Source organism: Lacticaseibacillus parahuelsenbergensis, assembly GCF_030770265.1.
In the GTDB taxonomy this organism is placed as follows: domain Bacteria; phylum Bacillota; class Bacilli; order Lactobacillales; family Lactobacillaceae; genus Lacticaseibacillus; species Lacticaseibacillus casei.
In genome coordinates this window covers 617,365-642,258 of record NZ_CP132482.1, presented here as the reverse complement: position 1 = coordinate 642,258, position 24,894 = coordinate 617,365, and the positions used below count along the sequence as shown (strand labels likewise).

Genomic DNA, 24,894 nt, shown 5'->3' with positions numbered 1-24,894 from the left:
CAAAAAAAGAAGCTTCCCCAGTGCTAAGGAAAACTCCTTTCTTCCATAAAACCTTCTTTTAATCCTACAAACTGAGAATAGCGACCAAATACACTTTACTCAAACGTCCAAGTATTCGCCAACGTAAACGGCTCCCCTGGCAACAACGTAATCGCTGACAGATCATCCCCGCTAACCGGCGCAAACTGGCATTCAAGGGCCACACCGTCGAATTGTTTGATGTTGTGAGGAATGCCGGTGCCATCGAAGTGATTGGCGGTGTAGACAACCACACTTGGTGCCGTGGTGACTAGGGTCATAGTGTGCTTGGCTGTTTGAAGCTTAGCCGCCAGTGTTTTGCCGTTTTTCAAAAGAAATGGATGGTTGATCCCGCGTTCGGACGTGATTTGATCGGCGCGGGTGTGGATGACATCGCCGAGTTTTTGGCCTTGACGAAAATCGAACACGGTGCCAGCTACTGGCTGCCAGCCTTGATTTGGCAAGTGTTCGGCGTCTAATGGCTTGTAGTCATCAGCCGGAATTGTCAAGGTGGTGTCATCAATCGTCGCTGGTTGATCCAACGCGAAGTAAGTATGGTTAGTCGGATTGAAGAGCGTTTCCGCGTCACTTAGCGCATCAACTCGGTACTGTAAGGCATTCGTGTTGGTCAGCGTATAGGTAACTTGCAGCTTGAGATTGCCGGGATAGCCGTTGTGGCCGTCCGGATCAACAAACGTAAAGCTGGTGCTGGCGGTCGTTGCCGTTTTTTCGATGCGGAAATTGTAAACTTGCCGATCGAGGCCGTCATCCCCGCCATGAATATGGTTATTGCCTTCATTCATGGGCAAGTCGACTTTGACATCGCCATGTTGCCAAACGTGACCGCGGATCCGGCCGACAATGCGGCCAACCGTCCCGCCTAGAAAATTACGCTCTTTTGAGTAATCCTCACGACTTGGCAGCGAAAGAATCATATTGTGCAACCCGTCAGCTTCCGGCAGCAGCACTTTTTCCAAAGTGGCGCCGTAGTTTAACAGTTTGACTACCATTCCCTGATCATTGGTCAAGGTTAGTTCATACAGGTCGTGTCCTTGGTACTGACCATATTGTTCAACTGAAACGTCCATCATACCCTCCTTAATCAGTGATGCTGCGACTCGCTACAAACTGCTAGCCCGCATCACAAGCTCACTCTTAAAATTGACTTGGCGTGGCACCCGCTTGGCGTCACTCAGCCTTGCCTGCAACAACTCAACCGCCGTCTGGCCCATTTGATCCGTGGCAGCATGGACCGTCGATAATGGCGGCGTCGTGAACTTGGCGACTGCCACATCGTTAAAGCTAATGACGGACACCCGTTGCGGCACTGCTAAGCCAGCCTCGTTCAAAGCCCGCAACGCGCCGACCGCCATGGTGTCATTGGCGATAATGAAGCCGTGCGGCAATTGATCGCCTAACGTTTCGATCGCCTTTTTCATCAAGCGGTAACCTGAATCCGGCGTAAATTCGCCGATTAACCGAAACTCAGGGCGTGCAAGTCCGGCGTCTTTCGCCACACGATCAAACGTTACCGTGCGCACATCCTGAAACTGCTCGCGGCCACTGCGACTGGTCTCAAGTCCGCCGAGAAAACCAATATCGTCAATGCCGACTTTGCGAAAATGCGCAATGATCTCTTTAATTGGCCCGGCATAATCGGCGGTAACCGAATCGCAGTCGAACGCCAGCATGTTCTGATCGACAAAGACCACCGGCAGTCCCAGTGCTTTCATTTTAGCCACTTCGCCGGCGTCATATTTACCTAAAGCAATGATGCCTTGGATGTTAGCAACACTGTCACTATCCAGCTGCTCGAGGTGAAAATTCTGCAAATGGTAACCAACGCTGGCTGCTTTGGCTTCAATTGCGTATTGAATTTGCAAGTAATAAAGATCGTTCAGTTCTTCCTGCTCACTGCGCCATTGGACAAGCGCCACCGTTGTCTGAGTGGGTACCCGTTTGCGTCGTCGCGGTTTATACGCTAGTTTCTCAGCGGTTTTCAAAACGCGCTGCCGCGTTTCTGGCGTCACAGCCAGCGTCGCGTCGTAATTCAAAATTCGCGAAACCGTAGCGATCGACACCCCCGCCGCCTTCGCAATATCTGTAATCGTGGTCATCGATTCCCTCCGTTTCCCTGACTGTGCTGCCAAAAGGTGTGCTTAAAGCGAGCGGCAGAAGCGGCCAAACGCTTCCTGGCCGATTTCATCGCGTTTGAACACGCCGGCATCTTCCAGCACGCGGGCGAAGACGCGGCCTACAGCTTCTTGCAGCTGAGCCTCTGCATTCTCCGGCGTCCACTGGTATTTGGCCTTAAGCTGGTCTGCCCATGCTTTGTGCATCGGCTTCATGTCATTGGCTTCACCTAATAAATATTTTTGCACTTCAGCCAATTCCGTCTTGAGCCGTGCTGGTAAAATGGCGCGTCCCATCACTTCAATCAGTCCGATGTTTTCCTTTTTAATATGTTGGACATCCTGATGCGGGTGGAAAATACCGTCAGGATACTGCTTGCTGGTCTGATTGTCACGCAAAACCAGATCAAGCTGGTATTCGGAGCCAACACGACGAGCAATCGGTGTCACGGTGTGGTGCGGCTTACCGTCCACAAATGCCCGCACGTCAACGGATTCATCCGTATACTGATCCCATACCTGCCGAACATGCTCAGCAGCATTCACCAGTTCTTCGCGATCAGCGCTGACCAAGCGAATGACACTCATCGGCCACTTCACGATGCCGGCGAAAACCTGCGGATGGCCGCTAATTTCGACTTGGGTCTCAATCGGCGCCTTAGCCATCGGGAACGTATGCCGGCCACCTTGATAATGCTCGTGAGCCAGCATCGAACCGCCAACAATTGGCAAGTCAGCGTTGGAGCCGACAAAATACGTCGGGAACATGGCCACAATCGCCAACAGATTTTCAAATGTGCTCTGATCGATCACCATCGGTTCATGAATGGCATCCAAGAAGATCGCATGCTCGTTGAAATACGCATAAGGCGAGTACTGGAAGCCCCAGGTTTTCCCACCTAATAAGAAGCGAATAATCCGGTGGTTCGTGCGCGCAGCAAAATTACTGCGGCCCGTATAGCCTTCCGTTTGTAGGCACAACGCACATGCCGGATAACCGGACTGGGCGTGGGCTGCGGCGGCAATATCTTTCGGATCCTTTTCCGGCTTGGAGAGGTTGACCGTAATTTCCAAGTCACCATACTCGGTTTTGGCCGGAAAGACCAAGTTCTTGGCAATCGCCCGGGTTTGAATGTAATTATTCGCCCGACTTAAAGCAAAGAACCAGTCAGTTGCGACCCGTGGACCCGCCTGATACTTATCCCAGAACATTTGGTTGACGCGACTCGGAGTTGGCGTGGCAAAATCCATCAGCTGCGCTTCAAGAATCTGGTGGGCTGACTGTGAATCCGGAATTTTACCGTTATCCTGGGCGGCTTGAACCATCAAATCCAGATTTTTCAACGGATCCTCGTCACCTGGCAGATCAAGCGCAGCATCCCCGATTAGGTTCAGCAACTTGTTGGTCAGGTACACGGCGTCCATGTGGGTATAATCAGGATTCAGCTTAATAATGGTCTCAATATGATTGGTAATTGCGGTCAATTACGGTCACCAAAGCCTTCCGGATGATTCTCGTGCCAGTTCCAGGCAGTCTCGATAATTTTGTCGATGTCATCATAGTTCGGTTTCCAGCCTAAGATGTCGCGTGCCTTGTCCGAGCTGGCGATTAAGGTGCTTGGGTCGCCTGCACGCCGCGGCGCCATGGTTGCCGGGATCTTCTGCCCGGTCACTTTACGGGCAGCGTTCAAAATCTCCAAGTTCGAGAAGCCATGAGCGGAGCCGATATTGAAGGCCGATGACTGGTTACCCGCGTTCAAATACTTCAATGCCAGTACGTGGGCATCAGCTAAATCAACCACATGTACATAATCACGAACATTGGTGCCGTCCTTGGTTGGGTAATCATCGCCATAGATTTGCAGACCGGTACGGGTACCTGCCGCAACCTGCAAAATGATCGGGATCAAGTGGGTTTCAGGATGGTGATCTTCACCAATCGAACCATCTGGCATTGCCCCAGCCACGTTGAAGTACCGCAGCGCAACAAACTTCAGGCCATAAGCAATGTCGGCCCAGTGCATGATCTTTTCCATGGCCAGTTTGCTTTCGCCGTACGGGTTGGTTGGCACTTGCGGATCGGTTTCCTTAATTGGTACCTGCTTCGGTTCGCCATAAGTAGCAGCGGTCGATGAGAAGACAATCTTTTTAATGCCGAACTGGTTCATCGCTTCAAGCAGCGTGATCATGCCACCGGTGTTGTTGTCAAAATACTTCAGCGGATCTTTCATGGATTCCGGCACAATCGAAAAGGCCGCAAAGTGCACGATGCCGTCGATCTTTTCCTTGCTGAAGACCTGACTCAGGAAGTGGTAATCGCGAATGTCGCCTTGGTAAAACCGGGCGCGCGGATCAACCGCCTTGCGATGACCGGTAATCAAGTTGTCTAAAACAACGACATCTTCCCCGTCAGCCAATAGTTGTTTAACCGTATGTGAACCGATGTAGCCTGCGCCACCTAAAACTGCAATTGTCATGTTAATATTTTCTCCTTTACTTTTTGCTTCTGCATCCGTCTGCGTTGACTGATATTCCGCCAGCGCTAGTTTAACTGCTTAGCTCCGTCGGCAATGTCGGCCACATAGAAGTGAGCATCATAGCCGATCTTTTCAGTATAAGCCTTGCCAACATTACTAATAAAGTCCTCAACGTCAGCGCTGTTGACAATAGCAATCGCACAGCCGCCAAACCCGGCACCGGTCATCCGTGCACCTAAGACACCGCGTTGTTTCAAGGCGTTAGTAACTAAGGTATCGAGTTCAACGCCGGTAACTTCATAATCAAATGCCAAGGAAACCCCAGAGGCGGAAACCAGCTTGCCGAAGGTCGTCAGGTCGCCTTTTTGCAGTGCTTGTGCCGCCGTTAATGTCCGTTGGTTTTCAAAAACCGCATGACGCGCACGTTTGATCAGAATCGGATCATAGATGAGATACGTGTTTTCATCAAATTCGTCTTCAGTCAGTTGGCCAAGACTCTTCACGTCGATGCCTTTTTGCAGCATTGCCAAAGCCTTTTCGCATTCACTGCGGCGTTCGTTGTACTTGGAATCAGCCAATTCGCGGCGCTTGTTGGTGTTCATGATAACGATCACGTTGTCGCCCATTTCAACTGGCAGATACTCGTATTTCATGGTGTTCGTATCCAGCAGCGTTGCTTGGTTGGCGCGGCCCATTTCGATGGCAAACTGATCCATGATCCCGGAGTTAACGCCGATATAATCGTTTTCGACTTTCACGCCGAACTTAACCAAATCCAACGGGGCAAATCCGCCGTCAAAAAGATTGTTCAGAATCGTGCCGACCAGCATTTCCAATGAAGCTGAGCTCGACAAGCCAGCGCCATCCGGCAAATTACCATTAATATAAACATTCAAGCCGTGGGTGTAATTAATCCCCGCCGTCTTCATCACCCGCGCCATGCCTTGGAAATAGTCTGTCCACAAGCCGCGTTTTTCCTGGAAAAGATCCGGGAACGGAATGTCGATAATCCCTACCTTAGGGAAGTTAGCTGAATACAACCGGAACGCATTGTCTTCATTGGCACCAACTGCGGCATAAGTCCCAAGCGAAATCGCGCAAGGGAAAACGTGCCCGCCATTGTAATCGGTATGTTCGCCGATCAGGTTAATCCGCCCAGGCGCGAAGAACGTATGCTCCGCCTGCTTACCAAATTGCTCCGTAAAGCCTTTCGTAACATCTGTACTGTTCACTCTGAATTCCTCCTATATTTAAAACAGATAAGTCAATTTGTTCGCGATTTTTGTAACCGTTTTTATTTTACTAAAAAAGTTGTGCAAATGGAAGCGCTATTGTCAAAATATTTTATTTGGATTGAGGCATATGTCCGTTCCTTGCTGTGTTATCTGGTTATGTTTTACTAAAATTTTAATATCCCACCGCTGCTTATGCCGAATTCATCAGCGTGCTTGCGGGCAACCAAGTCGTTTTAATTGACGGCTACCAAAAACTGACGATAATGATCAAAGCAAAGAACCGATATTGCAATGATTCAACCGCTTAGGCGCCGTGCATAATTGAGGTGCCGCCAAGGAGGTTTAGGTTTTTATGACAAATTTAGACTTATCCATTATTGTGCCAACGTATAATCTTGGCCGGTATCTGCCGGCTACCCTTAAAACCATTCAGGAACAGACAATTGATGTGGAACTGTGGCTCATCGATGATGCTTCAACGGACCGAACGGCACAAACAGCGGCCGATTTTGTACGCGGCGTGCCAAATTACCATGCTACGGCCTTTGATCGTCATCGTGGTATTGGCGCCGCCCGCAACTTCGGGATTGATCACGCCAATGGCCGGTTTATTGCCTTTGTTGACGGTGACGATTTGATCGCGCCTACTTTTGCCGAGACACTTGTGCGTGGTTTCACCCCGGGCGTCGTTGCGACAGCGGTTGGTTACGATTGGTGGCATCGCAGTCGCGGCGGTCCTAATCGGTTCCGGATATTGTCACAAGCCGAAATGTTTGAACAGGTTTCTCATCACGGAACGGAAATCGGCGGATATATCTGGAATAAAGCATTTTCCCACACCGCTTTGGACGCCGGCAACATTCGCTATAAAGAGCAGCTGCGGATTGCTGAAGACTATGACTTCACCGCCGAATATGTTGCCCATACTCGCGGCAAGTATGCTTACAATCCAACGGTTCTGTACAAAAAAATCAACCGGCCGAACAGCACCATGCACAACTTCTCTTGGGACGACCGGCGGCAGGAAGACAAGATTTTTGACCACATTTATCAGCTCAAACGACTCATCTAATCAGCCTTACCTAACCCGGCCGCCATGCCGGGTTTTCTGTTTAGTCGGGGCGCAGTTTCACCGAAAAGACAAGCAATCTATATTCTCAATTGCGAATATAGGTCTTATGGTTAAAATAACTTATGATTTATATAAGCATAATGCTTGCATTCGTCCCGGCGATCAGGTATAACTATTACCGGAAACGTTTTCATTGTGTGCAATTATATTTCACTGGAGGTAGCTAATCGTGACAAACGAACAACAATATATTTTAGCGATTGATGAAGGAACTACCAGCACCCGGACCATCATCATCGACCATAATGGGCAAAAAGTGGCGGATGCACAACGCGAGTTCCCGCAGTATTTTCCGCATCCCGGTTGGGTAGAGCATAACGCTAACGAAATCTGGAACGCTGCCCTGTCAACGATTGCCACGGCTTTCATTGAATCACATATTCAGCCGCGGCAAATCGTCGGAATCGGCATCACCAATCAGCGGGAAACCACGGTTGTCTGGGATAAGCAAACGGGCTTGCCGATTTATAACGCCATTGTCTGGCAATCCCGGCAAACCAGCGAGATTGCCGATCAACTCAAAGCTGATGGTTACGACGATCTTATTCACGATGCTACGGGCCTGCTGATTGATTCTTATTTCTCAGCGACCAAAATTCGTTGGATTCTGGATCATGTTCCAGGCGCACAGGAACGTGCGGAAAAAGGTGAACTGCTTTTTGGGACAATTGATACCTGGCTCTCCTGGAAGCTGTCCGGCGGCGCTATTCACGTGACGGATTACACCAACGCCTCCCGAACCATGCTATTTAACATTCATAAGTTAGATTGGGACGACGAAATTCTGCGCATTCTGAACATTCCTAAGCAAATGTTGCCGGAAGTCCGCAGTAACTCGGAAATTTATGGCGATGCCGCTGCTTATCACTTCTTCGGCAGCACCGTTCCAATTGCCGGCATGGTCGGGGACCAGCAAGCCGCTTTGTTCGGTCAGCTGGCCATTCAACCGGGTATGGTCAAGAACACTTACGGAACCGGTGCCTTCATCGTCATGAATACCGGCGACAAACCAACCCTTTCCAATAACAATCTGCTGACCACCATCGGCTATGGTCTTGATGGCAAAGTCACCTACGCACTTGAAGGCTCGGTCTTCGTTGCCGGCAGTGCCATTCAATGGCTGCGCGATGCAATGAAAATGATCGAACGCTCAAGTGATTCGGAAGCCGCCGCTTTGGCATCAAAAAGTCAAAATGAAGTCTATGTCGTTCCTGCCTTTACCGGCTTAGGGGCTCCTTACTGGGATTCCGATGCCCGTGGCGCGATTTTCGGTATTACTCGCGGTACGACCCGCGAAGATTTTATTAAGGCAACTTTGCAATCGCTTGCATATCAATCCCGCGATGTTGTCGACACGATGAACGCCGATACCGGTATGCCGATTCCAGCACTGCGCGTTGATGGCGGGGCCGCCAACAATGATTACCTGATGCAATTCCAGGCCGATATTCTGGGGATTCCGATCGAGCGGGCCGCTAACCTTGAAACCACCGCGATGGGCGCTGCTTTCTTTGCCGGCTTAGCCACAGGTTTCTGGAACAACACCGATGAACTGCAAAGCATTGTTAAGGTCGGCAAGCGGTTCGAACCGCAAATGGACGCCGTCGACCGTGATTATCTGTACGAAGGCTGGAAGCAAGCCGTTGCCGCCACCCAGATGTACAAACATACGGACAAACACAACTAATTCTTTTTAAAAATATCATTCAATCATTATTCAAAAGGAGCTTATTAAAATGGCATTTTCAAGTGAAACCCGCAAACAAACGATTGAACAATTAAAACAAACCGAACTGGACCTTCTGGTTGTCGGCGGCGGCATTACCGGTGCCGGAGTTGCGATTCAGGCAGCCGCAAGTGGCATCAAGACCGGCTTGATCGAAATGCAGGACTTTGCTGAAGGCACCAGTTCACGTTCGACCAAACTGGTACACGGCGGCATCCGTTACCTTAAGACATTTGACGTTGGCGTCGTTGCCGATACCGTCAAGGAACGGGCCGTTGTTCAAGGCATCGCCCCGCACATTCCGCGGCCATTCCCGATGTTACTGCCGATTTTCCAGGAACCTGGCAGCACGTTCGACATGTTCAGCATCAAAATCGCAATGGATCTTTATGATCGACTGGCAAACGTTGAAGGCTCGCAGTATGCCAACTACACCGTTACGAAAGATGAAATTCTACAACGTGAACCACAGCTGGAAAAAGACGGGCTGCAAGGCGGCGGCGTTTACCTCGACTTCGTGAACAATGATGCGCGTCTGGTCATCGAAAACATCAAAGAAGCGGCTGAACTCGGCGGGCTCATGGCTAGCCGCGTGAAGGCGATCGGCGTCTTGCACAATGATGCTGGCCAAGTCATCGGTTTGCGTGCTAAGGATCTTTTGGATGACAGCGAATTCGATATTCATGCCAAACTCGTGATCAACACCACCGGTCCATGGTCCGACAAGTTTAAAGCGCTCGATAAGAACGAAAATCAGGCCCCAACCCTGCGCCCAACTAAAGGGGTTCATTTGGTTGTCGATGGTTCCCGTCTGCCGGTACCGCAACCGACCTACATGGATACCGGTTTGAATGACGGCCGGATGTTCTTCGTCGTACCACGTGAGGGCAAGACTTATTTTGGCACGACCGATACCGATTATACCGGCGACTTCAAGCATCCACGTGTCGAACAAGCCGATGTGGATTACCTGCTAAAAGTGATCAACAAGCGCTTCCCGGAAAGCCACATCACGATCGACGACATCGAGGCCAGCTGGGCCGGTCTGCGGCCACTGATTGCCAACAACGGCAGCTCCGATTATAACGGCGGTGGCGCTAACACTGGTAAGGTTTCGGATGATTCGTTTGAGGCCTTGGTCAAAGTCGTTAACGATTACGAAGACAACCAAGCGACCCGATCCGATGTTGAGCACGCCATTTCCAAGCTGGAGACTGCTCATGCCGAAGCTTCCCTGAGTCCATCCCAGATTTCCCGCGGCAGTTCCCTTCGCCAAGCCGATGATGGCATGATCACACTGTCCGGTGGGAAGATCACTGACTACCGGAAAATGGCGGCTGGCGCCCTCGCCTTGATTCGTCGTGTCTTGGCTGAAAAATTTGCGACCGAAACCCGCACCGTTGACTCCAAAAAGCTTCAAGTCTCCGGCGGTCATTTTGATCCGACCAACGTTGACGATACGATTGCTTTCTACACCCGGATCGGGATTGACGCTGGCATGCCTGAAAAGGATGCGGCTGACCTTGCCAATCGCTACGGCTCCAACATCAGTCGCGTGGTCACGTATGCTGACGGCCAGCCGGCACCAGGCTTGAGTCTCAAGGAAACCATGAGTCTGCGCTATTCAATCAATGAAGAAATGACGCTGACGCCGGTTGATTACCTGTTGCGCCGGACCAATGCCATTCTTTTCCATGCCGAAACGCTGGCTGACTTGAAACAGCCGGTGGTAGACGAAATGGCCCGCATCTTGGGTTGGGACGAAGCCACAAAGGCACAACAGTTGGCTGATTTGGAACAAGCGATCAGTGAGAGTCGGTTGGATGACTTGAAGAAGGCGCCGGCTTCGGCTCCTCAAGCCTAGAAAGGGGCACCCATATGTGGACACAAGCATTAGGTGAATTCATTGGTACCTTCGTTTTGATCCTCCTTGGCGATGGTGTGGTCGCAGGCGTGTCGCTGAACAAGTCCAAAGCCAATGGGGCCGGTTGGGTTGCCATTACCCTAGGATGGGGATTGGCCGTAACCATGGGCGTTTATACCGCCGCCTTCTTAGGACCGGCACACCTTAATCCGGCAGTCACCGTAGCGTTTGCGGCGATTGGCCGCTTCCCTTGGGCGTGGGTACTGCCCTTCATTATCGCCCAGTTACTGGGTGCGTTGCTCGGAGCAGCTGCTGTCTGGCTGCATTACTACCCGCACTGGGCAGCTACCAAAGATCCTGCAGCAACCTTAGGCGTCTTTGCTACTGGTCCGGCCATTCGCAGTTACGCGGCCAACTTCATTTCCGAATTCATCGGCACTGCTGTCTTGATTTTCGGTCTGTTAGCCTTCACCAAAGGCAAATGGACAGACGGCCTGAATCCAATCGGCGTCGGCATCCTGATCACCGCGATTGGCTTATCACTTGGCGGCACCACCGGTTATGCCATTAACCCGGCCCGAGATCTTGGCCCGCGGCTGGCGCATGCCATTTTGCCAATTGCCAACAAAGGCGACTCCGACTGGCCCTATGCCTGGGTACCGGTTTTAGGCCCACTGGCAGGCGGTGTGGCTGGCGCGCTGATCTTTGCAGCTTTGCCATAATCTATCACTTGATTTGAACCACAAAAACCGACATCGCGATTGATGTCGGTTTTTTGTATACCTTTGAATCATCTAAAAAGCAAGCTCCTAATAAGCTGAAACTGTTCCAGCATCTTGCGAACAGCTTCCTTTTGGCTATACAACGATAGTCATGCGATTGAGAGTGCTATGCTTCAGCCTCTTTTCCAGCAGCAACCTGCTTTTCGTCATTGACCAATTTAGCATCGTACAGTTTAATAAACGGAAACCAAATGAGAAATGCCACGATGCCGCACAAGATGGCTACAATCACCGCTCGTATATCAACGGTACTGATCAATGCGCCGAAACCAATTGGTGATGGCCATGGTGCCTGTGTGATGATCGGATTGATTAATCGGAAATAAAAGGCAGCGTAGGCCAATGAGGCACTTGCCATCGGTGCTAAGAAAAATGGAATCGCCAGATAAGGATTATAAACGATTGGCAGTCCGAAAATCAGAGGCTCATTGATATTGAAAAACGCTGGCGCTAAAGACGCTCTCCCCAAAACCTTCAGTTGTTCCGAGCGTGCAGCGAAGGCAATGAAAAGACAAAGTCCGAGTGTGGCACCGGAGCCTCCCATAATGGCAAATGAGTTGTTGAATTCCCCGGCAAATGGAATATGTGCACCGTTTGCATTAGCGGCCATGTTTGTCAGCAAAATCGGGCCGATAAAAGCACTGATAATGTTTGCGCCATGAACACCAACAATCCACAGGGCATGGATCAGGAATTCGATGACAATGACGCCGATCCATGTACTCGTCAGATTGGTGACAAAACTAAACGGAATTGAAATCATTTTGAAAATATCCGTTCCCAACAAGACAAGCGAGCCATTGATGACCATCACAACAAGGGCAATGACAGCGGTTGGAATCAAAGCAGTGAACGAACGGGAAACACCTTCAGGGACAGCTTCCGGCATTCTAATCGTCCAATTATGCTTGACACAAAATTTGTATAAATAGACAGCCACAATCGCCATAATAATTGCTGTGAAAATGCCTGAGGTCCCCAAACGATCGATCGTTGCCGTCATTCGAAACCCATTGATCACTTTCTCTTTTGAAGTAATAGAGTTGAGTAGAATGATCTTTCCGCCCTTGACAACCAGTTCAGGTAAACACATGAAAAAGGCAAAGAGTGACAAGAACGCGCCGTTTAGCGGTGCAACTTTCAGCTTATCTTCTGTTTGGATAATTCTGGTGAGTTCATAGCCGATCGCTAGTGCAAAGTACATCGCCAGAATGCCCATGGTTGCTGTGTTGATAACCATATAAAGGTCGCTGAATTTCATGAAAGTGGCGTTCCAAAAACCGGCTGTCACCGGCCAAACTAAAGGAATAACATTAAGAACTAATACCATTGAGCCGACAATTGTGAAAGGAATACTCGCCATGCCAGCTGCCATAACCGCCCGTACAATCCGATACTGGGCAACCTTGGACATGGATTTAAGTAAGGTCTTCGTCATAAAATTGAAAAAGCGCCCGTTATTCTCCATTAGTGATTCCTCCTAATTATGAGCGTGAGCCGTCGCGGTATTGCTTGCGATGACACCAAAATGATACTTAACAGCCTTTGACGCGAGGAACGAAATTAGCTTTCTCCTCTAAAAACTCTGACACGCTGACTTTCGTTACTTATGAAGTGTTGCTTGATAAGCCAGCAATCGACTATAAAATCGATCCTTGCCCTGTCTAATCAAATGCAGTCGGCGTAAAGACCAGCCACCAAGGCCAATACCGACCATCAAAATCAAAAGAACAACACCGCGATTGTTATTCGTATCGCGAATGAAGGGGTATAACGCATTAAATAGTGGCGTCACAATCAAAATACTGAGGCCAATGTTCACCCCTGTTTGGCACCAGAAATAAAGCGTGGTATATGGCAAGTGATGCGTAGGGGTTCCAAAGAGCTTAATTTGTTCATAAATCACTGGAACTGCAAGCATCATCAACCCCACCGGCAGCCACTTGCTCCAAAGATTGTTAGCAATGATTGCCCACCAAAGATTAGCAAAGAAGAAAACAGCGGTTAGATAGCGAATACCCAAAAATCGATTGAACCGCATGCTTTGCAAACTAAGCGCTTGGCGGTTCTTATCAATGGTTGCCGTTGTTTGTGTCCTCACGTTCTCACTTGCCCTTATCTTCCGGTTCATTGCTTTTCAACTCCCCTGCAGCAGCCTGATTGCGATAAAGATGCTCCATTTCCAACGCAACTTCGCGTAATGTCATCGTGGTCATCAAGTGATCCTGGGCATGAACTAAAATGATCTCCATCTCGATCTTTGTGCCACCGGCATATTTCTTTAAGAGATCGCTTTGTGATTGGTGTGCTAGTAATAATTCGTCATTTGAAGCCTTCAATCGTTCATCGGCTTTGTCAAAATCGCCAACACGCATAGCCGCGAACGCCTCATGAATCATGGTTCGTGAATTACCGCTATGCAAAATAATTTCAAATGCAATTAATTGAATATCATCTGAATTCATCGGCACTTATTCCTCCTCCATCATTTGTAAAAAGCGGTGACGAAAACTTTTGAAATCTGAGGCTGCCACTAATGACGCTTGCCAATCCGCATGGTCAGTCAACGCAACAATTGTCTGGGTGATTGAGGTCAGCCCTCGATTCCCCAAATAAGAAGGTGACAAAAGAAACACGAGCTGGACAGCTGGGAAGCTTTCGGACCATTTTAATCCCGCAGGAATGACGCCAATGGCAATTTGGGTAAATTGGCCGATTGGCATCGCCGGATGAGGAACAACGATTTTTTGACTAAATGTAATGCTGCTCATCTGTTCGCGTTGATGTACTTGAGCTTTTAACTCGTCTGCAAAATTAGCCGGCTCAAGAAGCGCTACTTGGGCGCAGAGTCGATTTAAAACAGTTTCTCGATTAACTGGCTCTGTCCAACGTACAAATCGACTAGAATCAGTAAACTGATCAAAAATGCTTTTACCGACAGCAGCAATAGCCTCGACTTTTGAAGCCGCTTTCCCATGTGGGCGATTATGCGTCTCCAAGAATTGACGAATCGCCCGAACATCCATTTCACCCAAGAAGACACTGACCTGAATGACTGGGACACGCAACACCTGGGTCGACAGATCAATCGCTGAAATGATCAGATCAACGTCAGCCAAACTTTCGTCATCAACTTCGTAATAACCTTTGACCCCGACAATATTCAGCGTCTCGCCAAACTCCTTTTGCACGCGATTATTGAGTAACTCTGCACTGCCGTAACCGGTGGCACAGATAATCAAGGTCCGTAGTTTATGAGCATTATGATACTTTTCGACTGCTGCCATGAGATGCATTGCCATATAGGCCGTTTCGTCATCGTTAATCGTGTACGCAGACAATATTTTTGACATGCCTAGAAAGCGCTTGGTGTCAGCAAAATATTGCGGATAATGGGTCTTGATTTCTTTTAACAATGGATTTTTTAGCTGAATGCCTTGCTGCAGCCGTACTAACATCGGCTTGATGTGTTCGGCCAGACTTTTTCTTAATGCATAATCCGTGCTCACCGGATAACCTGTCTCGGCTTCGATTCGCCTGAGTACTTGATCCATGTCCTTCCAAAGAGCCTGGTCGTTCGAGTCTTGCGGGCTTCCCTTTGCCATCGCAACAAGCTGAATCGCTAAATAGGCAACTTCACTGTCCGAAAACTGCAACCCGGTACTTCTGGCGATCCGTTCCATGATCCGCTCAGCTACTGCATAATGCCGCTGATGTTCTGGCGCTTGTTCAACCCTCAAAGGAGATAAATTGTTCCCTTTTCGAACCCGCTCGATGCTGAGTGCCAGGTATAAAACAATATTTTGAATGATAAAATCCGACAAACCCAGACTAGCTTCCCGACATTCATCAATCACGACGATCGTCAGCTGTTCAAAGCTGACATCGGCAAAGAAAGACTTACTTTCCATAAACCGTTGAAAGTTGTTCTGGCCATGGCTGAAGAAATAATCCAGAATGAAATGCCGGCGATTGCGTTCCGTCCCGACAACATAAAAGCCCTTGTTCGCTCTACTCTCAAGATGCAGTGCATAAGGCTCTAACTTCTCACGAACAGCTATCATGTCTTTTGAAAGCGTCGAGCGACTGACGAATAGCCGTTCAGTGAGATCATCCATGAGTAAGGCCTCGTCTTCGATTAGCAGCTTATTGAGAATATAATTCTGGCGATCAATCGACTCGGAGGCCGTCACAGTATCATTGGCTTTTGGACTTAACACCTTATGCTGGTTTAAAAACAGATCAAACGCGACCGGGTGGAGAATATGTAAGCGATAACCGAAACTCGGCTTCGCTTCGAGACTCGCACCATGCTTCTCGATCATGGATTTTAAACTTTTAACATAGCTTCGGACCGTCCTAGGCGTCATCAAAAGTGTGTTTGCCAAGTCTTTACTCGTGACATATTGATCCTGATTCTCAACGAGATAAAGCATTAACTCGCGCTCTTTCTGTTTCATACTGATGCCTCCTCGATCCGGTCTTTGCTTCGCGGCTTTCTACATAAGCGTGTTGTCATTGCCGACCTGAAGGAAAGATAACTTCAGAGATTTTTTTCAACCAACTTTGCCATTTTCTCGATCCCCATTGGAATTGGAATGTAAGCATCAAATGGAATGCTGACAACTGGCTTACCTACCTCTTTGCCAACTTTCTGGAAGTTATCCAGATACATGTTGGTCTGCGGTGAAATCAGGAAAAGATCGAAGTCGCCGTTGCGGATTTCATCTTCACCTTCAGTTGCTGTGACAGCATCTAACTGAATGTCTTTGCTGTGTGCCTTAAAGTAATCTGTGGTTTTCTTCGCCATCATGGATGACGACATTCCTGCTGCACAGATGATCAATGCTTTTTTCACGATACAGTCTTCCTTTCCTACTTGACGGCCAGCGATCACACTGCCGACTGCCATTACCTTAATTCAGATTCTCACCGTTTGACGCGATGACCTGTTTGTACCAGAAAAATGAATCTTTACGGCTACGAGCAAGCGTTCCTTCGCCTTGGTTATCCTTATCAACGTAAATGAAGCCATAACGTTTGTCCATTTCGCCGGTTCCGGCAGAAACTAGGTCAATCGGGCCCCAAGGTAAGTAACCGATTAAATCGACGCCATCTTCCGTCACTGCCAGTTTCATTTGTTCAATATGTGCGCGTAAATAATTGATGCGATATGAATCGTGAATCTGACCATTCGCTTCAACTTTGTCATACGCGCCGAAGCCATTCTCAACAATGAACAGCGGTTTGCGATACCGATCTGTCAGCCAATTCAAAGCGTAACGCAACCCGCACGGATCAATTTGCCAACCCCAATCGCTAGCTTTCAGGTAATTATTTTTGACCACTTGCTTTAAATCGAGATCGTCAAAGGATCTAGCAGGATCCTTTTTAACAGCGTGCGACATGTAATAACTAAGCCCAATATAATCGACTGTGCCATTTTTCAGAATCTGGCGGTCCTCAGCACTGATCTCAGGCGTAATGCCTTTGCGCTCCCAATACTTGAGCAACGTTGCCGGATAGTCACCATGCACGTGTACATCAGCAAAGTAATAATTGTGCTCCATCGCCTTTTGCGCCAACAACACGTCTTCAGGATTCATGCTGTATGGATAAATCGGACCCATCGCGATCATGCAGCCGATTTGCATCGTTGGATTGATCGCGTGACCGATTTGAACGGCCTCTGCACTGGCAACCAATTCATTGTGGGCCGCCTGATACATGATAGCCTCCCGATCATCACCAGGTTGATAACGTAAACCCGAGTTGGTGAATGGTGCAAAATCATCGACAAAATTTGCCTGATTGTTAATTTCGTTAAATGTCATCCAATACTTAACCTTGTTCTTATACCGTTCGAAACAGGTAGTAGCAAATCGAACAAAAAATTCAATTAACTTGCGATTTCTAAACCCGCCATATTCAGTTACAAGGTGGTACGGTAATTCAAAATGTGACAAGGTAACAACCGGTTCAATGCCGTTCTTCAATAGTTCGTCAAAGAGATCATCGTAAAACTTTAAACCTGCTTCGTTTGGCTGAGTCTCGTCTCCATTTGGATAAATCCGCGTCCACGCAATCGAGGTTCGAAAACTGTTGAAGCCCATTTCCTTAAACAAAGCAATATCTTCCTTGTAGCGATGATAAAAATTGATCCCATCATGGTTCGGATAGTATTCTCCCGGAACCACGCCGTCCGTGATCGTCCGCGCTTTTTTCGGACCACCCACCGTCATAACATCGGCAACACTGACGCCTTTGCCGTCTTCTTGCCAAGCACCTTCCAGCTGATGGGCAGCAACTGCACCGCCCCATAAAAAGTTTTTAGGTAACCCTGTTGTCATGTTTGATCCTCCTCCTTACGTGAACCAGCATAATATGTAACCGGTTTCACGACCATATCGGCTTTTTCCGCATTGATGAGGAAAAAGCCGATTGAAAATGAAACTAATGAAACTGCCGTATTATTAAACGATTCTTCTGCCCCACATCTGTGAATGAAGCGTGTTACGGCCACTAAAAATCGGCCCAAGGCATTTAGTTATGTTCCTCAATGGCGAAAAATAATATTAGGCAACTAGTCTGACCACATTACAATCTTGTTTTTGGCACTAAAAAACGGCTTCCTAGAAGGGAGCCGCCAACCGTTCGAACGATCTTGTCAACATTGCGGGTGTCTAAGCCGCGGTGATCTTCAAATGGCACTTATACTTTACTCTAAAAACACATTATCATTTTCGGTACTTTCTGTCATTTTTTGTGTTCCGAATCACTTCATCAACCGCGCCACCCGCTGCTGCAACGCCGGCACAACCTCATCCATGAACCACGGATTGCGATTCACCCAGCCATAGTTCAACGGCGAAGGATGGACGATCGGAAAATAGGTCGGTAAATAGGCCCGGAAATTTTTGACCGTCGCCGTCAGCGTCTTTTCCCGGCGTTTGCCTAGGTAGTACTTCTGCGCATAGGCACCGATCACAATGGTCAACTGGATGTGTGGCATCAGTGCCAACAAAGGGGGATGCCACTTAGCCGCAAAATCTTTACGTGGCGGTAAATCTCCTGACTTGCCTTTTCCCGGATAATAAAAGTCCAGCGGCAGGACAGCGATTTTACCACTGTGATAAAACTGGTCGTTCGTCACGCCCATCCAAGTACGCAAACGATCACCGCTTGGATCATTCCAATACGTTTTCGTGGTCTGGGCTTTCCGGCCTGGCGCCTGACTCGCAATCAGGATGGTCGCATCTGGCTCGATGTGGTAAAGCGGATCCCACCCTTGCGCAGTGAAGTCTGCGTTGGCCGGATCACGCCGGATTGCTTCAAAAATCTGATTGGCTGTTGTCACGCCTTAATGCCTCCTTGTCGATACCTCGGCCATACCTTAGTCCGTTCAAAATCAGCCGCAAGCGTCCGCGCGTCTTTGATCAACGTCGCCGGATACGCCATTGTGGCCAACAAGGTGATCGCATTATGCGACGTCGCCGGGCCTTGATGCAGCAAGTAGTCAAAGACAACGCCATCCTTTTTGGTCACCTTTTCCTGAAAATGCCAGTTGACGCATTGTTCGCCCATGATATCGGTCAGCTCGTTATCATGCGTCGCGACAACCACCAAACTGGGATAGTGGCTCAACCAGTTGATGACACTGGCCGATGCAGCAATTCGTTCGACCGTGTTGGTACCCTTCAGAATTTCATCAATGAAGCCGTAAATTCGCTTGTTGGTGGCAACCGCATTTAAAAGCCGATGAATCGCCTTGATTTCGGCCACAAAATAGCTGTCGCCTTCGCTTAAATCATCACGAATTGCCATGGCCGTAATCACCAGACCCGGTTGGATCGAGAAGTCCTTCGCCAAAACTGTGTTGATCGTTTGCGCCAGAATCGCGTTGACGGCGATGCTTTTGACATACGTTGATTTACCAGACGCGTTGGCACCGGTAATCAAAGCGTTCTTCTGCCAGTCAACCGGATTAGCCACCGGATGCTTGAGCAACGGATGAACCAGCTCCTTCGCCGTCAGCCCGCCATCCGCAAAAACCGGTTGGCTGCTGTTAGCATGCGCCTCGCGAAAATTAGCAATCGCAATCGCCAACTCCAAGTCGCCTAACGCCTGCCACAAAGTTAACGCCTCGGCATGCCGATTGTGCAAACGCGTCAGCACGTTGTTATAGGCAATAAACCCCAGCATAAACATACTGCTAAAATATTCGGTCATCATATCGGCACTGCTGTTATCGCGCGTGCGGAAAACAAAGGCAAGCCGCGTGATTCCGCGCATCGGCTTCAACGCGGTGCGCAAAGCAGCCTGCGTTGGTTGGGCAATTTTAACGAGATGCTCGGCCGTCACAATCGTGCGCACCAGATACCCCATCGCCATTACTTCGGTATCCAGCGCCTCCCTTTTCACAACGTAATAAAAAAGATTCACCAAAAGGCTCAAAGTCGCCACCGCCACACCAAGCGCTGGCAACAACGGGATCAGGAGCAAGCCCACGACCGGCAACCCGCCTAAAGCCTTAAAGCGCCAAGCATGAGGCAGGGCCGCCTGTGTCGTGGTGCGGAGATAATGCTGACTATTATTCGCCGCTTCCGTGCCCAAACCGGCAAACGCAAGCTGAACTTTAAGCCGCTCCTCGGCGTGCGTGCGAAAAAAGTCAATCAACGTTTCGTTAACATCGGGCCTGCCCAAGTCGTAAGCCCGCAACTGAGCATACACGCGCTCCGCACCAACGCTGCTCTGTGTGGCGTTAAGCTGTTTGAACACCTCAAACATGTCCAAATCCCGCCACGTCAAATCATCAATGAGACAATCATGATTAACCTGCGCCTCATGATCAAGATACGCCGCCTTCAAATAACGCTCGCTACCACCACGCTTAACCGGCAACGTCCCCCAGTCAGCAAGCAACTGCCGCTTCAGCTTTGCCTGACGCCGCCACGCCAACAGCAGATTAAGCACAACGACGGCAACAGCAAAGCCGCCAACACCAAGCAAAATTATCACGGGTTGGGTCATATCGATCATCCCTTCTTATGCACCAGGTCACGGGTTCATGCCGGCTATCTATCACACAAATCTAATGATATTATCTCTCGTGCAAAGATAAAAGACAAAAAAATAGACGAATCAACTTCCAACGATGTTATGCGGAAGATTAATTCGTCTGTTTCTAAAGAAGAGTCGGGGGAACATTTCGTTGTGTTCTTGGAAAACCCAGTGCCAAAGCGGAGCAATCGGAGGCCAGATGAGCCTCAGTGGTGACATTGTTGTTGGTGGGGCGCTCTTTGCCCCGCCTACAACAAGGCCGAGCTTTAAGACTCAGCGTTTTTTGCTGAGGCTTAAAGTCGTGCCCACCACGTTCCAGGCTCAGCTGGCCGGAGATTGCGGAGTTTGGCACGTCCCGGAACAAATTGCCTAAGCCTGCCGCAACGACTCCGGATAAATGGCTTCCACTTGCTTCTGCGCAGTTTCATGCTGCATAAACTCGTCATAGCTCGTGTCAGCCCGATCAACAACACCCAATGGTCCGACTTCGATGATATGATCCGCAATCGTCTGGATGAACTGATGATCATGACTGGTAAAAATCACGGAACCCTTAAAATCAATCAACGCATCATTCAGGCTAGTAATACTTTCCAAATCAAGATGGTTGGTCGGATCGTCCATGATCAACACATTGGCCTTACTTAGCATCATCTTCGCCAGATACGACCGCACCTTTTCGCCACCAGACAAGACATTCAACTGCTTAAGCACCTCATCACCGGAGAAAAGCATCCGCCCGAGGAACCCGCGCAAGAACGTATTATCCTGCTCATCTTGCGGCGCAAATTGGCGCAACCAATCCAGAATGTTGAGGTCAGCGTGGTCAAATTCGGGATTTAAATCCTTAGGCATCGCCGCACGGCTGGTTGTGACACCCCAGGTAATCGTGCCGCTATCCGGCTCCATCTCACCTGCCAGCAACTGCATCAGCACCGTTGCCGTCACATCGCTGCGGCTGATAATGCCGGTTTTATCACCCGGCCGCAAAATGAAACTGACATCTTTCAGTACCTGCTGGCCGTCAATTGTCTTGGAAACATTCTCCACCCGCAACAAGTCGTTCCCGATCGCCCGCTCAGGTTCAAACTTGATATACGGGTACTTACGGGAGCTCGGCCGAATATCGTCCAAGGTAATCTTTTCAAGCTGCTTCTTACGCGAAGTGGCCTGCTTCGACTTGGATGCATTGGCCGAAAAACGGGCCACGAATTCCTGCAGCTGTTTGATCTGTTCTTCTTTTTTGGCGTTGGCCTGACTCTGCAGCTGCAACGCCAACTCGGAACTCTGCTTCCAAAAGTCATAGTTGCCGACGTAAAGTTCGATCTTACCAAAATCGACATCACACATCATGGTACAAACCGCGTTCAGAAAATGCCGGTCATGGGAGACAACCAACACAGTATGCTCATAGTCCGCCAAAAAGTCTTCGAGCCAGCTAATCGCCTGTGGATCAAGACCGTTTGTCGGTTCGTCCAGCAGCAACACGTCCGGTTTACCGAACAGCGCTTGCGCCAAAAGCACCTTGACCTTCTCCCCTTCAGGCAGATCGGCCATGAGCTTTTGATGTTCGCTTTCCCGAATACCCAGCGACTGCAACAATTGCGATGCGTCGCTTTCCGCGTTCCAGCCGTCCATTTCCGCAAACTCGCCTTCAAGTTCGGCAGCCTTGTTACCGTCTGCTTCACTGAAGTCCGCTTTAGCGTAAAGCGCGTCTTTTTCCGTCATCACTTGATACAGACGTTCCCACCCCTGTAAAACAGTGTTCATGACGGTCTGATCATCGAACGCAAAGTGATCCTGTTTCAGGCTGCTCATGCGCTCGTTAGGTGAAAGACTGACAGATCCGGTCGTCGGTGTCAGCTCGCCTTCAAGAATTTTGAGAAAAGTCGATTTTCCCGCCCCGTTGGCACCAATAATGCCATAACAATTACCGGGCGTGAATTTCAGGTTAACGTCTTCGTACAGCTTCCGATCCGAGAACGTCATCGAAACATTGTTTACTGTGAGCAATTTCATACCTCGCTTAAAAGATTTCTACATATATTATCAGATTATCGCGGGTTTCACAAATAACGCTGTTTCGCCAAACGTTATCAGTTCGGCCAACTGGCTAAAACTCGATGGAAATAATATTAGGGTTGTCAGCATAGAACATCAGCAGTCGCCGCATATCTTCGTTGGCCCTGCTTTCGACATGTAAACTCATTTTCACTTCATCGCCTTCGTGCTTGATGGAGACATTCAAGACTTTGATATGATACTTGCCAAGCGTTTGGCGCATGTGTTCCATATCAAAGCCTTCATTGCGAATCCGAATCGTCAAAACCCCATTGTCGCCACTTGGCAGCCAACGATAATGGTGATGCAGGACTACCTGAATGCCCAAGACGAGCGCCGTCGCCGACAAACCCAGAATATACAGTTTGGCACCAATCGCCATCCCGACAGCAGCCGTGGTCCAGACACCGGCTGCTGTCGTCAAGCCATTAACGTTGTTGTGCCGCACCAGAATCGCGCCGGCACCAAGAAAGCTGACACCGCTGACGATCTGAGCCGCGACCCGGGAAGGATCCAACGCAATATTTTTCAAATTCAAAATATCAAAGAAACCATACTTAGAAACAATCATAATCAGTGCCGAACCCAGCGCGACAATCATGTGCGTTCGGATACCGGCATTTTTAAAGCGATTTTTGCGTTCAAACCCAATGGCAAACCCGCAAAACGCTGCGACCAGCAGTCGAATGACGAGTTCGACTTGATCCATTATTGTCATTGTCAAAACATCACAACCTTTGTTCTTACTTTACCACCCAAGGCAACGGTTTAAAACGCACGAATGGGAACCCCCAACTCTGCGTGAACGGTTAACGAAAAAAATCCAACGGTAGCGGCTGCTGACAGCCTTCACGCCTGCCAATACAGCTTCTTAACTAAATCATCCTGTCCAGGTGAAAATCGTTGCAATCCCTACCTGCTATGCTAAACTAAAACCAGATTAAAATGATTCTAGTTTGGAGGAGAAAGAATGGCAATTGATTTACGGGATGTACAGGATGTGTATAAAGATGCGGGGTCGGATATTATTTTTGCAACGTTTGATCTTAAACGGCAGGACGTTGCAAGCGACAAAGAAATGATTGCCGATTTGGCGGATCATCTGCCGGCCTTCATTAACAGTCTGAATATTCGTTATCCTGATGCAAAACTGGCAACGGCTTTCGGCTTTTCGCGGAAGGCGTGGGATTATCTTTTTCCTGATGCCGAACGACCAAAGGAGTTAGAAGAATTTCAGCCAATCGTGGGACCTAAATACACCGCGGTTGCTACCCCGGCGGATCTATTCTTCCATATCCGGTCACAAAACTCCGCCGTGCCATTTGAATTGATGTCCGAAATCATGGAAATCATCGGCGACAACACAGTCACCCTCGATGAAACCCATGGCTTCCGCTACTTTGAAGGCCGCGCCATCATTGGTTTTGTTGACGGCACGGAAAATCCCAGCGCACTGGACACACCGGAATACGCGGTGATCGGCGATGAAGATCCTGCGTTTGAAAATGGTTCGTATGCCTTCGCCCAGAAATACCAACATAACCTGGATGCCTGGAACAAACTCAAAACGGAAGATCAGGAAAAAGCCATCGGTCGTAAGAAGTTCAATGATTTTGAGTTAGCCGATGAAGAGAAACTGGTCAACTCGCACAACGTTGTGTCTCAGGACAACGAAGGCGGCGTCGAGCATAAGATCGTGCGCATGAACGTTCCCTTCAGCAATCCTGCCGAAAAAATCAACGGTACTTATTTCATCGGCTATGCCCGCCACTGGGCCGTCACCAAGCGGATGTTGCAAGGGATGTTCGACAACTCCGACCGCTTGCTCGACTTCTCGACGCCATTGACCGGTGAACTGTTCTTTATTCCATCTAAGTCCGTGCTTGGGCAGATTGCGGATGGTGAGCTTTAAAAATCTGAATTTTTTAATCCTTGCCGTGCCAAACTCCGCAATCTCCGGCCAGAGGGGGCTGGAACGCTGTGGGCACGACTTTGAACCCGCAAAAACCGCGGTTTCAAAGCTCGGCCTTGGCCTAAAACGGGAAAACCACCCGTTTAAGGCCAATTTCACAGCTGAGCCCCCTCTGGCCTACGATTGCTCCGCTTTGGCACTGACATAGCGATGTCCCTAACGAATTACTCTTAGTGAAACAAATAGCGAACATACTCACAGCTCACCAATGGAGTATGTTCGTTTTATATTGCCATTTTGAATTATGCCCCAGCCACTTTCCTAGCAATTTCGTTCTTTTACCTCAAATTTATATAGACCAATGTACCGAAAATCAATCATCCCCGTCGACCGTCAAGTTCTGGTGTCACATAACCTAACGCAGAAAATAATTTTTTGCAACCCGAAAAATCCTTTAACATCGGCAAGCATATAATCCGCTCGTAAATTGGTCTA

The 24,894-nt window shown here is 49.0% G+C and carries 20 protein-coding genes; 5 read left to right on the top strand and 15 right to left on the bottom strand.

The features are described from left to right. Positions 1-95 precede the first annotated feature (95 nt). From LACPH_RS03005 to LACPH_RS02985, 5 genes are all read right to left on the bottom strand, one after another. Complete coding sequence (locus LACPH_RS03005) at positions 96-1,106, bottom strand: aldose epimerase family protein (RefSeq protein WP_274784454.1); 1,011 nt, start codon at positions 1,104-1,106, stop codon at positions 96-98. Between the two features lie 33 nt (positions 1,107-1,139). Further along, complete coding sequence (locus LACPH_RS03000; protein WP_274784453.1) at positions 1,140-2,135, bottom strand: LacI family DNA-binding transcriptional regulator; 996 nt, start codon at positions 2,133-2,135, stop codon at positions 1,140-1,142. Positions 2,136-2,177: 42 nt separating this feature from the next. Next, positions 2,178-3,635, bottom strand: a complete 1,458-nt coding sequence (locus LACPH_RS02995; RefSeq protein ID WP_274784452.1) for a UDP-glucose--hexose-1-phosphate uridylyltransferase — start codon at positions 3,633-3,635, stop codon at positions 2,178-2,180. Beyond that, positions 3,632-4,627, bottom strand: coding sequence for a UDP-glucose 4-epimerase GalE (gene galE / locus LACPH_RS02990; RefSeq protein ID WP_274784451.1), 996 nt, complete (start codon positions 4,625-4,627; stop codon positions 3,632-3,634). The genes LACPH_RS02995 and galE overlap by 4 nt, the downstream gene beginning before the upstream one ends. 65 nt (positions 4,628-4,692) lie before the next feature. Further along, complete coding sequence (locus LACPH_RS02985) at positions 4,693-5,859, bottom strand: galactokinase (protein ID WP_010493473.1); 1,167 nt, start codon at positions 5,857-5,859, stop codon at positions 4,693-4,695. A 355-nt stretch (positions 5,860-6,214) separates the two neighbouring features. Here LACPH_RS02985 and LACPH_RS02980 point away from each other — a divergent pair, with 355 nt between their 5' ends. The 4 genes from LACPH_RS02980 (at position 6,215) to LACPH_RS02965 (ending at position 11,306) form a co-directional block, all read left to right on the top strand. Then, positions 6,215-6,934, top strand: coding sequence for a glycosyltransferase family 2 protein (locus LACPH_RS02980; RefSeq protein WP_306387246.1), 720 nt, complete (start codon positions 6,215-6,217; stop codon positions 6,932-6,934). 229 nt (positions 6,935-7,163) lie between these two features. Beyond that, positions 7,164-8,681: a glycerol kinase GlpK gene (gene glpK / locus LACPH_RS02975; protein WP_274784449.1), complete on the top strand. Its 1,518-nt coding sequence runs from the start codon at positions 7,164-7,166 to the stop codon at positions 8,679-8,681. 49 nt (positions 8,682-8,730) lie between these two features. Beyond that, the gene (gene glpO / locus LACPH_RS02970) at positions 8,731-10,584 is read left to right on the top strand and encodes a type 1 glycerol-3-phosphate oxidase (protein WP_274784448.1); all 1,854 of its coding nucleotides are present in this window, start codon (positions 8,731-8,733) and stop codon (positions 10,582-10,584) included. Positions 10,585-10,598: 14 nt separating this feature from the next. Next, positions 10,599-11,306 carry an MIP/aquaporin family protein gene (locus LACPH_RS02965; protein ID WP_049171027.1) on the top strand — a complete coding sequence of 236 codons (708 nt, stop codon included), beginning with the start codon at positions 10,599-10,601 and terminating at the stop codon, positions 11,304-11,306. Positions 11,307-11,472: 166 nt separating this feature from the next. Here LACPH_RS02965 and celB read toward each other — a convergent pair whose 3' ends face one another. From celB to LACPH_RS02915, 10 genes are all read right to left on the bottom strand, one after another. Next, positions 11,473-12,834: a PTS cellobiose transporter subunit IIC gene (gene celB / locus LACPH_RS02960; RefSeq protein WP_274784447.1), complete on the bottom strand. Its 1,362-nt coding sequence runs from the start codon at positions 12,832-12,834 to the stop codon at positions 11,473-11,475. 135 nt (positions 12,835-12,969) lie between these two features. Further along, positions 12,970-13,467, bottom strand: a complete 498-nt coding sequence (locus LACPH_RS02955) for a sugar transporter (protein ID WP_274784446.1) — start codon at positions 13,465-13,467, stop codon at positions 12,970-12,972. A gap of 4 nt (positions 13,468-13,471) precedes the next feature. Then, positions 13,472-13,831 carry a PTS cellobiose transporter subunit IIA gene (locus tag LACPH_RS02950; protein WP_087911630.1) on the bottom strand — a complete coding sequence of 120 codons (360 nt, stop codon included), beginning with the start codon at positions 13,829-13,831 and terminating at the stop codon, positions 13,472-13,474. 6 nt (positions 13,832-13,837) lie between these two features. Further along, positions 13,838-15,826: a BglG family transcription antiterminator gene (locus tag LACPH_RS02945; RefSeq protein ID WP_306387245.1), complete on the bottom strand. Its 1,989-nt coding sequence runs from the start codon at positions 15,824-15,826 to the stop codon at positions 13,838-13,840. Between the two features lie 83 nt (positions 15,827-15,909). Beyond that, entirely contained in the window at positions 15,910-16,224 is a 315-nt protein-coding gene (locus LACPH_RS02940; protein ID WP_010493446.1) for a PTS cellobiose transporter subunit IIB, read from the bottom strand. Between the two features lie 58 nt (positions 16,225-16,282). Next, complete coding sequence (locus LACPH_RS02935) at positions 16,283-17,716, bottom strand: 6-phospho-beta-glucosidase (RefSeq protein ID WP_274784444.1); 1,434 nt, start codon at positions 17,714-17,716, stop codon at positions 16,283-16,285. Between the two features lie 425 nt (positions 17,717-18,141). Continuing rightward, entirely contained in the window at positions 18,142-18,723 is a 582-nt protein-coding gene (locus LACPH_RS02930; RefSeq protein ID WP_087911627.1) for a uracil-DNA glycosylase family protein, read from the bottom strand. Further along, a complete protein-coding gene (locus LACPH_RS02925; protein WP_274784443.1) occupies positions 18,720-20,396 on the bottom strand; it encodes a MutS-related protein in 1,677 nt (558 codons plus the stop codon). The genes LACPH_RS02930 and LACPH_RS02925 overlap by 4 nt, the downstream gene beginning before the upstream one ends. A gap of 399 nt (positions 20,397-20,795) precedes the next feature. Then, the gene (locus LACPH_RS02920) at positions 20,796-22,439 is read right to left on the bottom strand and encodes an ABC-F family ATP-binding cassette domain-containing protein (RefSeq protein WP_010493437.1); all 1,644 of its coding nucleotides are present in this window, start codon (positions 22,437-22,439) and stop codon (positions 20,796-20,798) included. 100 nt (positions 22,440-22,539) lie between these two features. Beyond that, positions 22,540-23,205 carry an MgtC/SapB family protein gene (locus LACPH_RS02915; protein WP_032958545.1) on the bottom strand — a complete coding sequence of 222 codons (666 nt, stop codon included), beginning with the start codon at positions 23,203-23,205 and terminating at the stop codon, positions 22,540-22,542. A gap of 252 nt (positions 23,206-23,457) precedes the next feature. Here LACPH_RS02915 and LACPH_RS02910 point away from each other — a divergent pair, with 252 nt between their 5' ends. Further along, positions 23,458-24,399, top strand: a complete 942-nt coding sequence (locus LACPH_RS02910; RefSeq protein ID WP_274784442.1) for a Dyp-type peroxidase — start codon at positions 23,458-23,460, stop codon at positions 24,397-24,399. Positions 24,400-24,894: the final 495 nt, after the last annotated feature.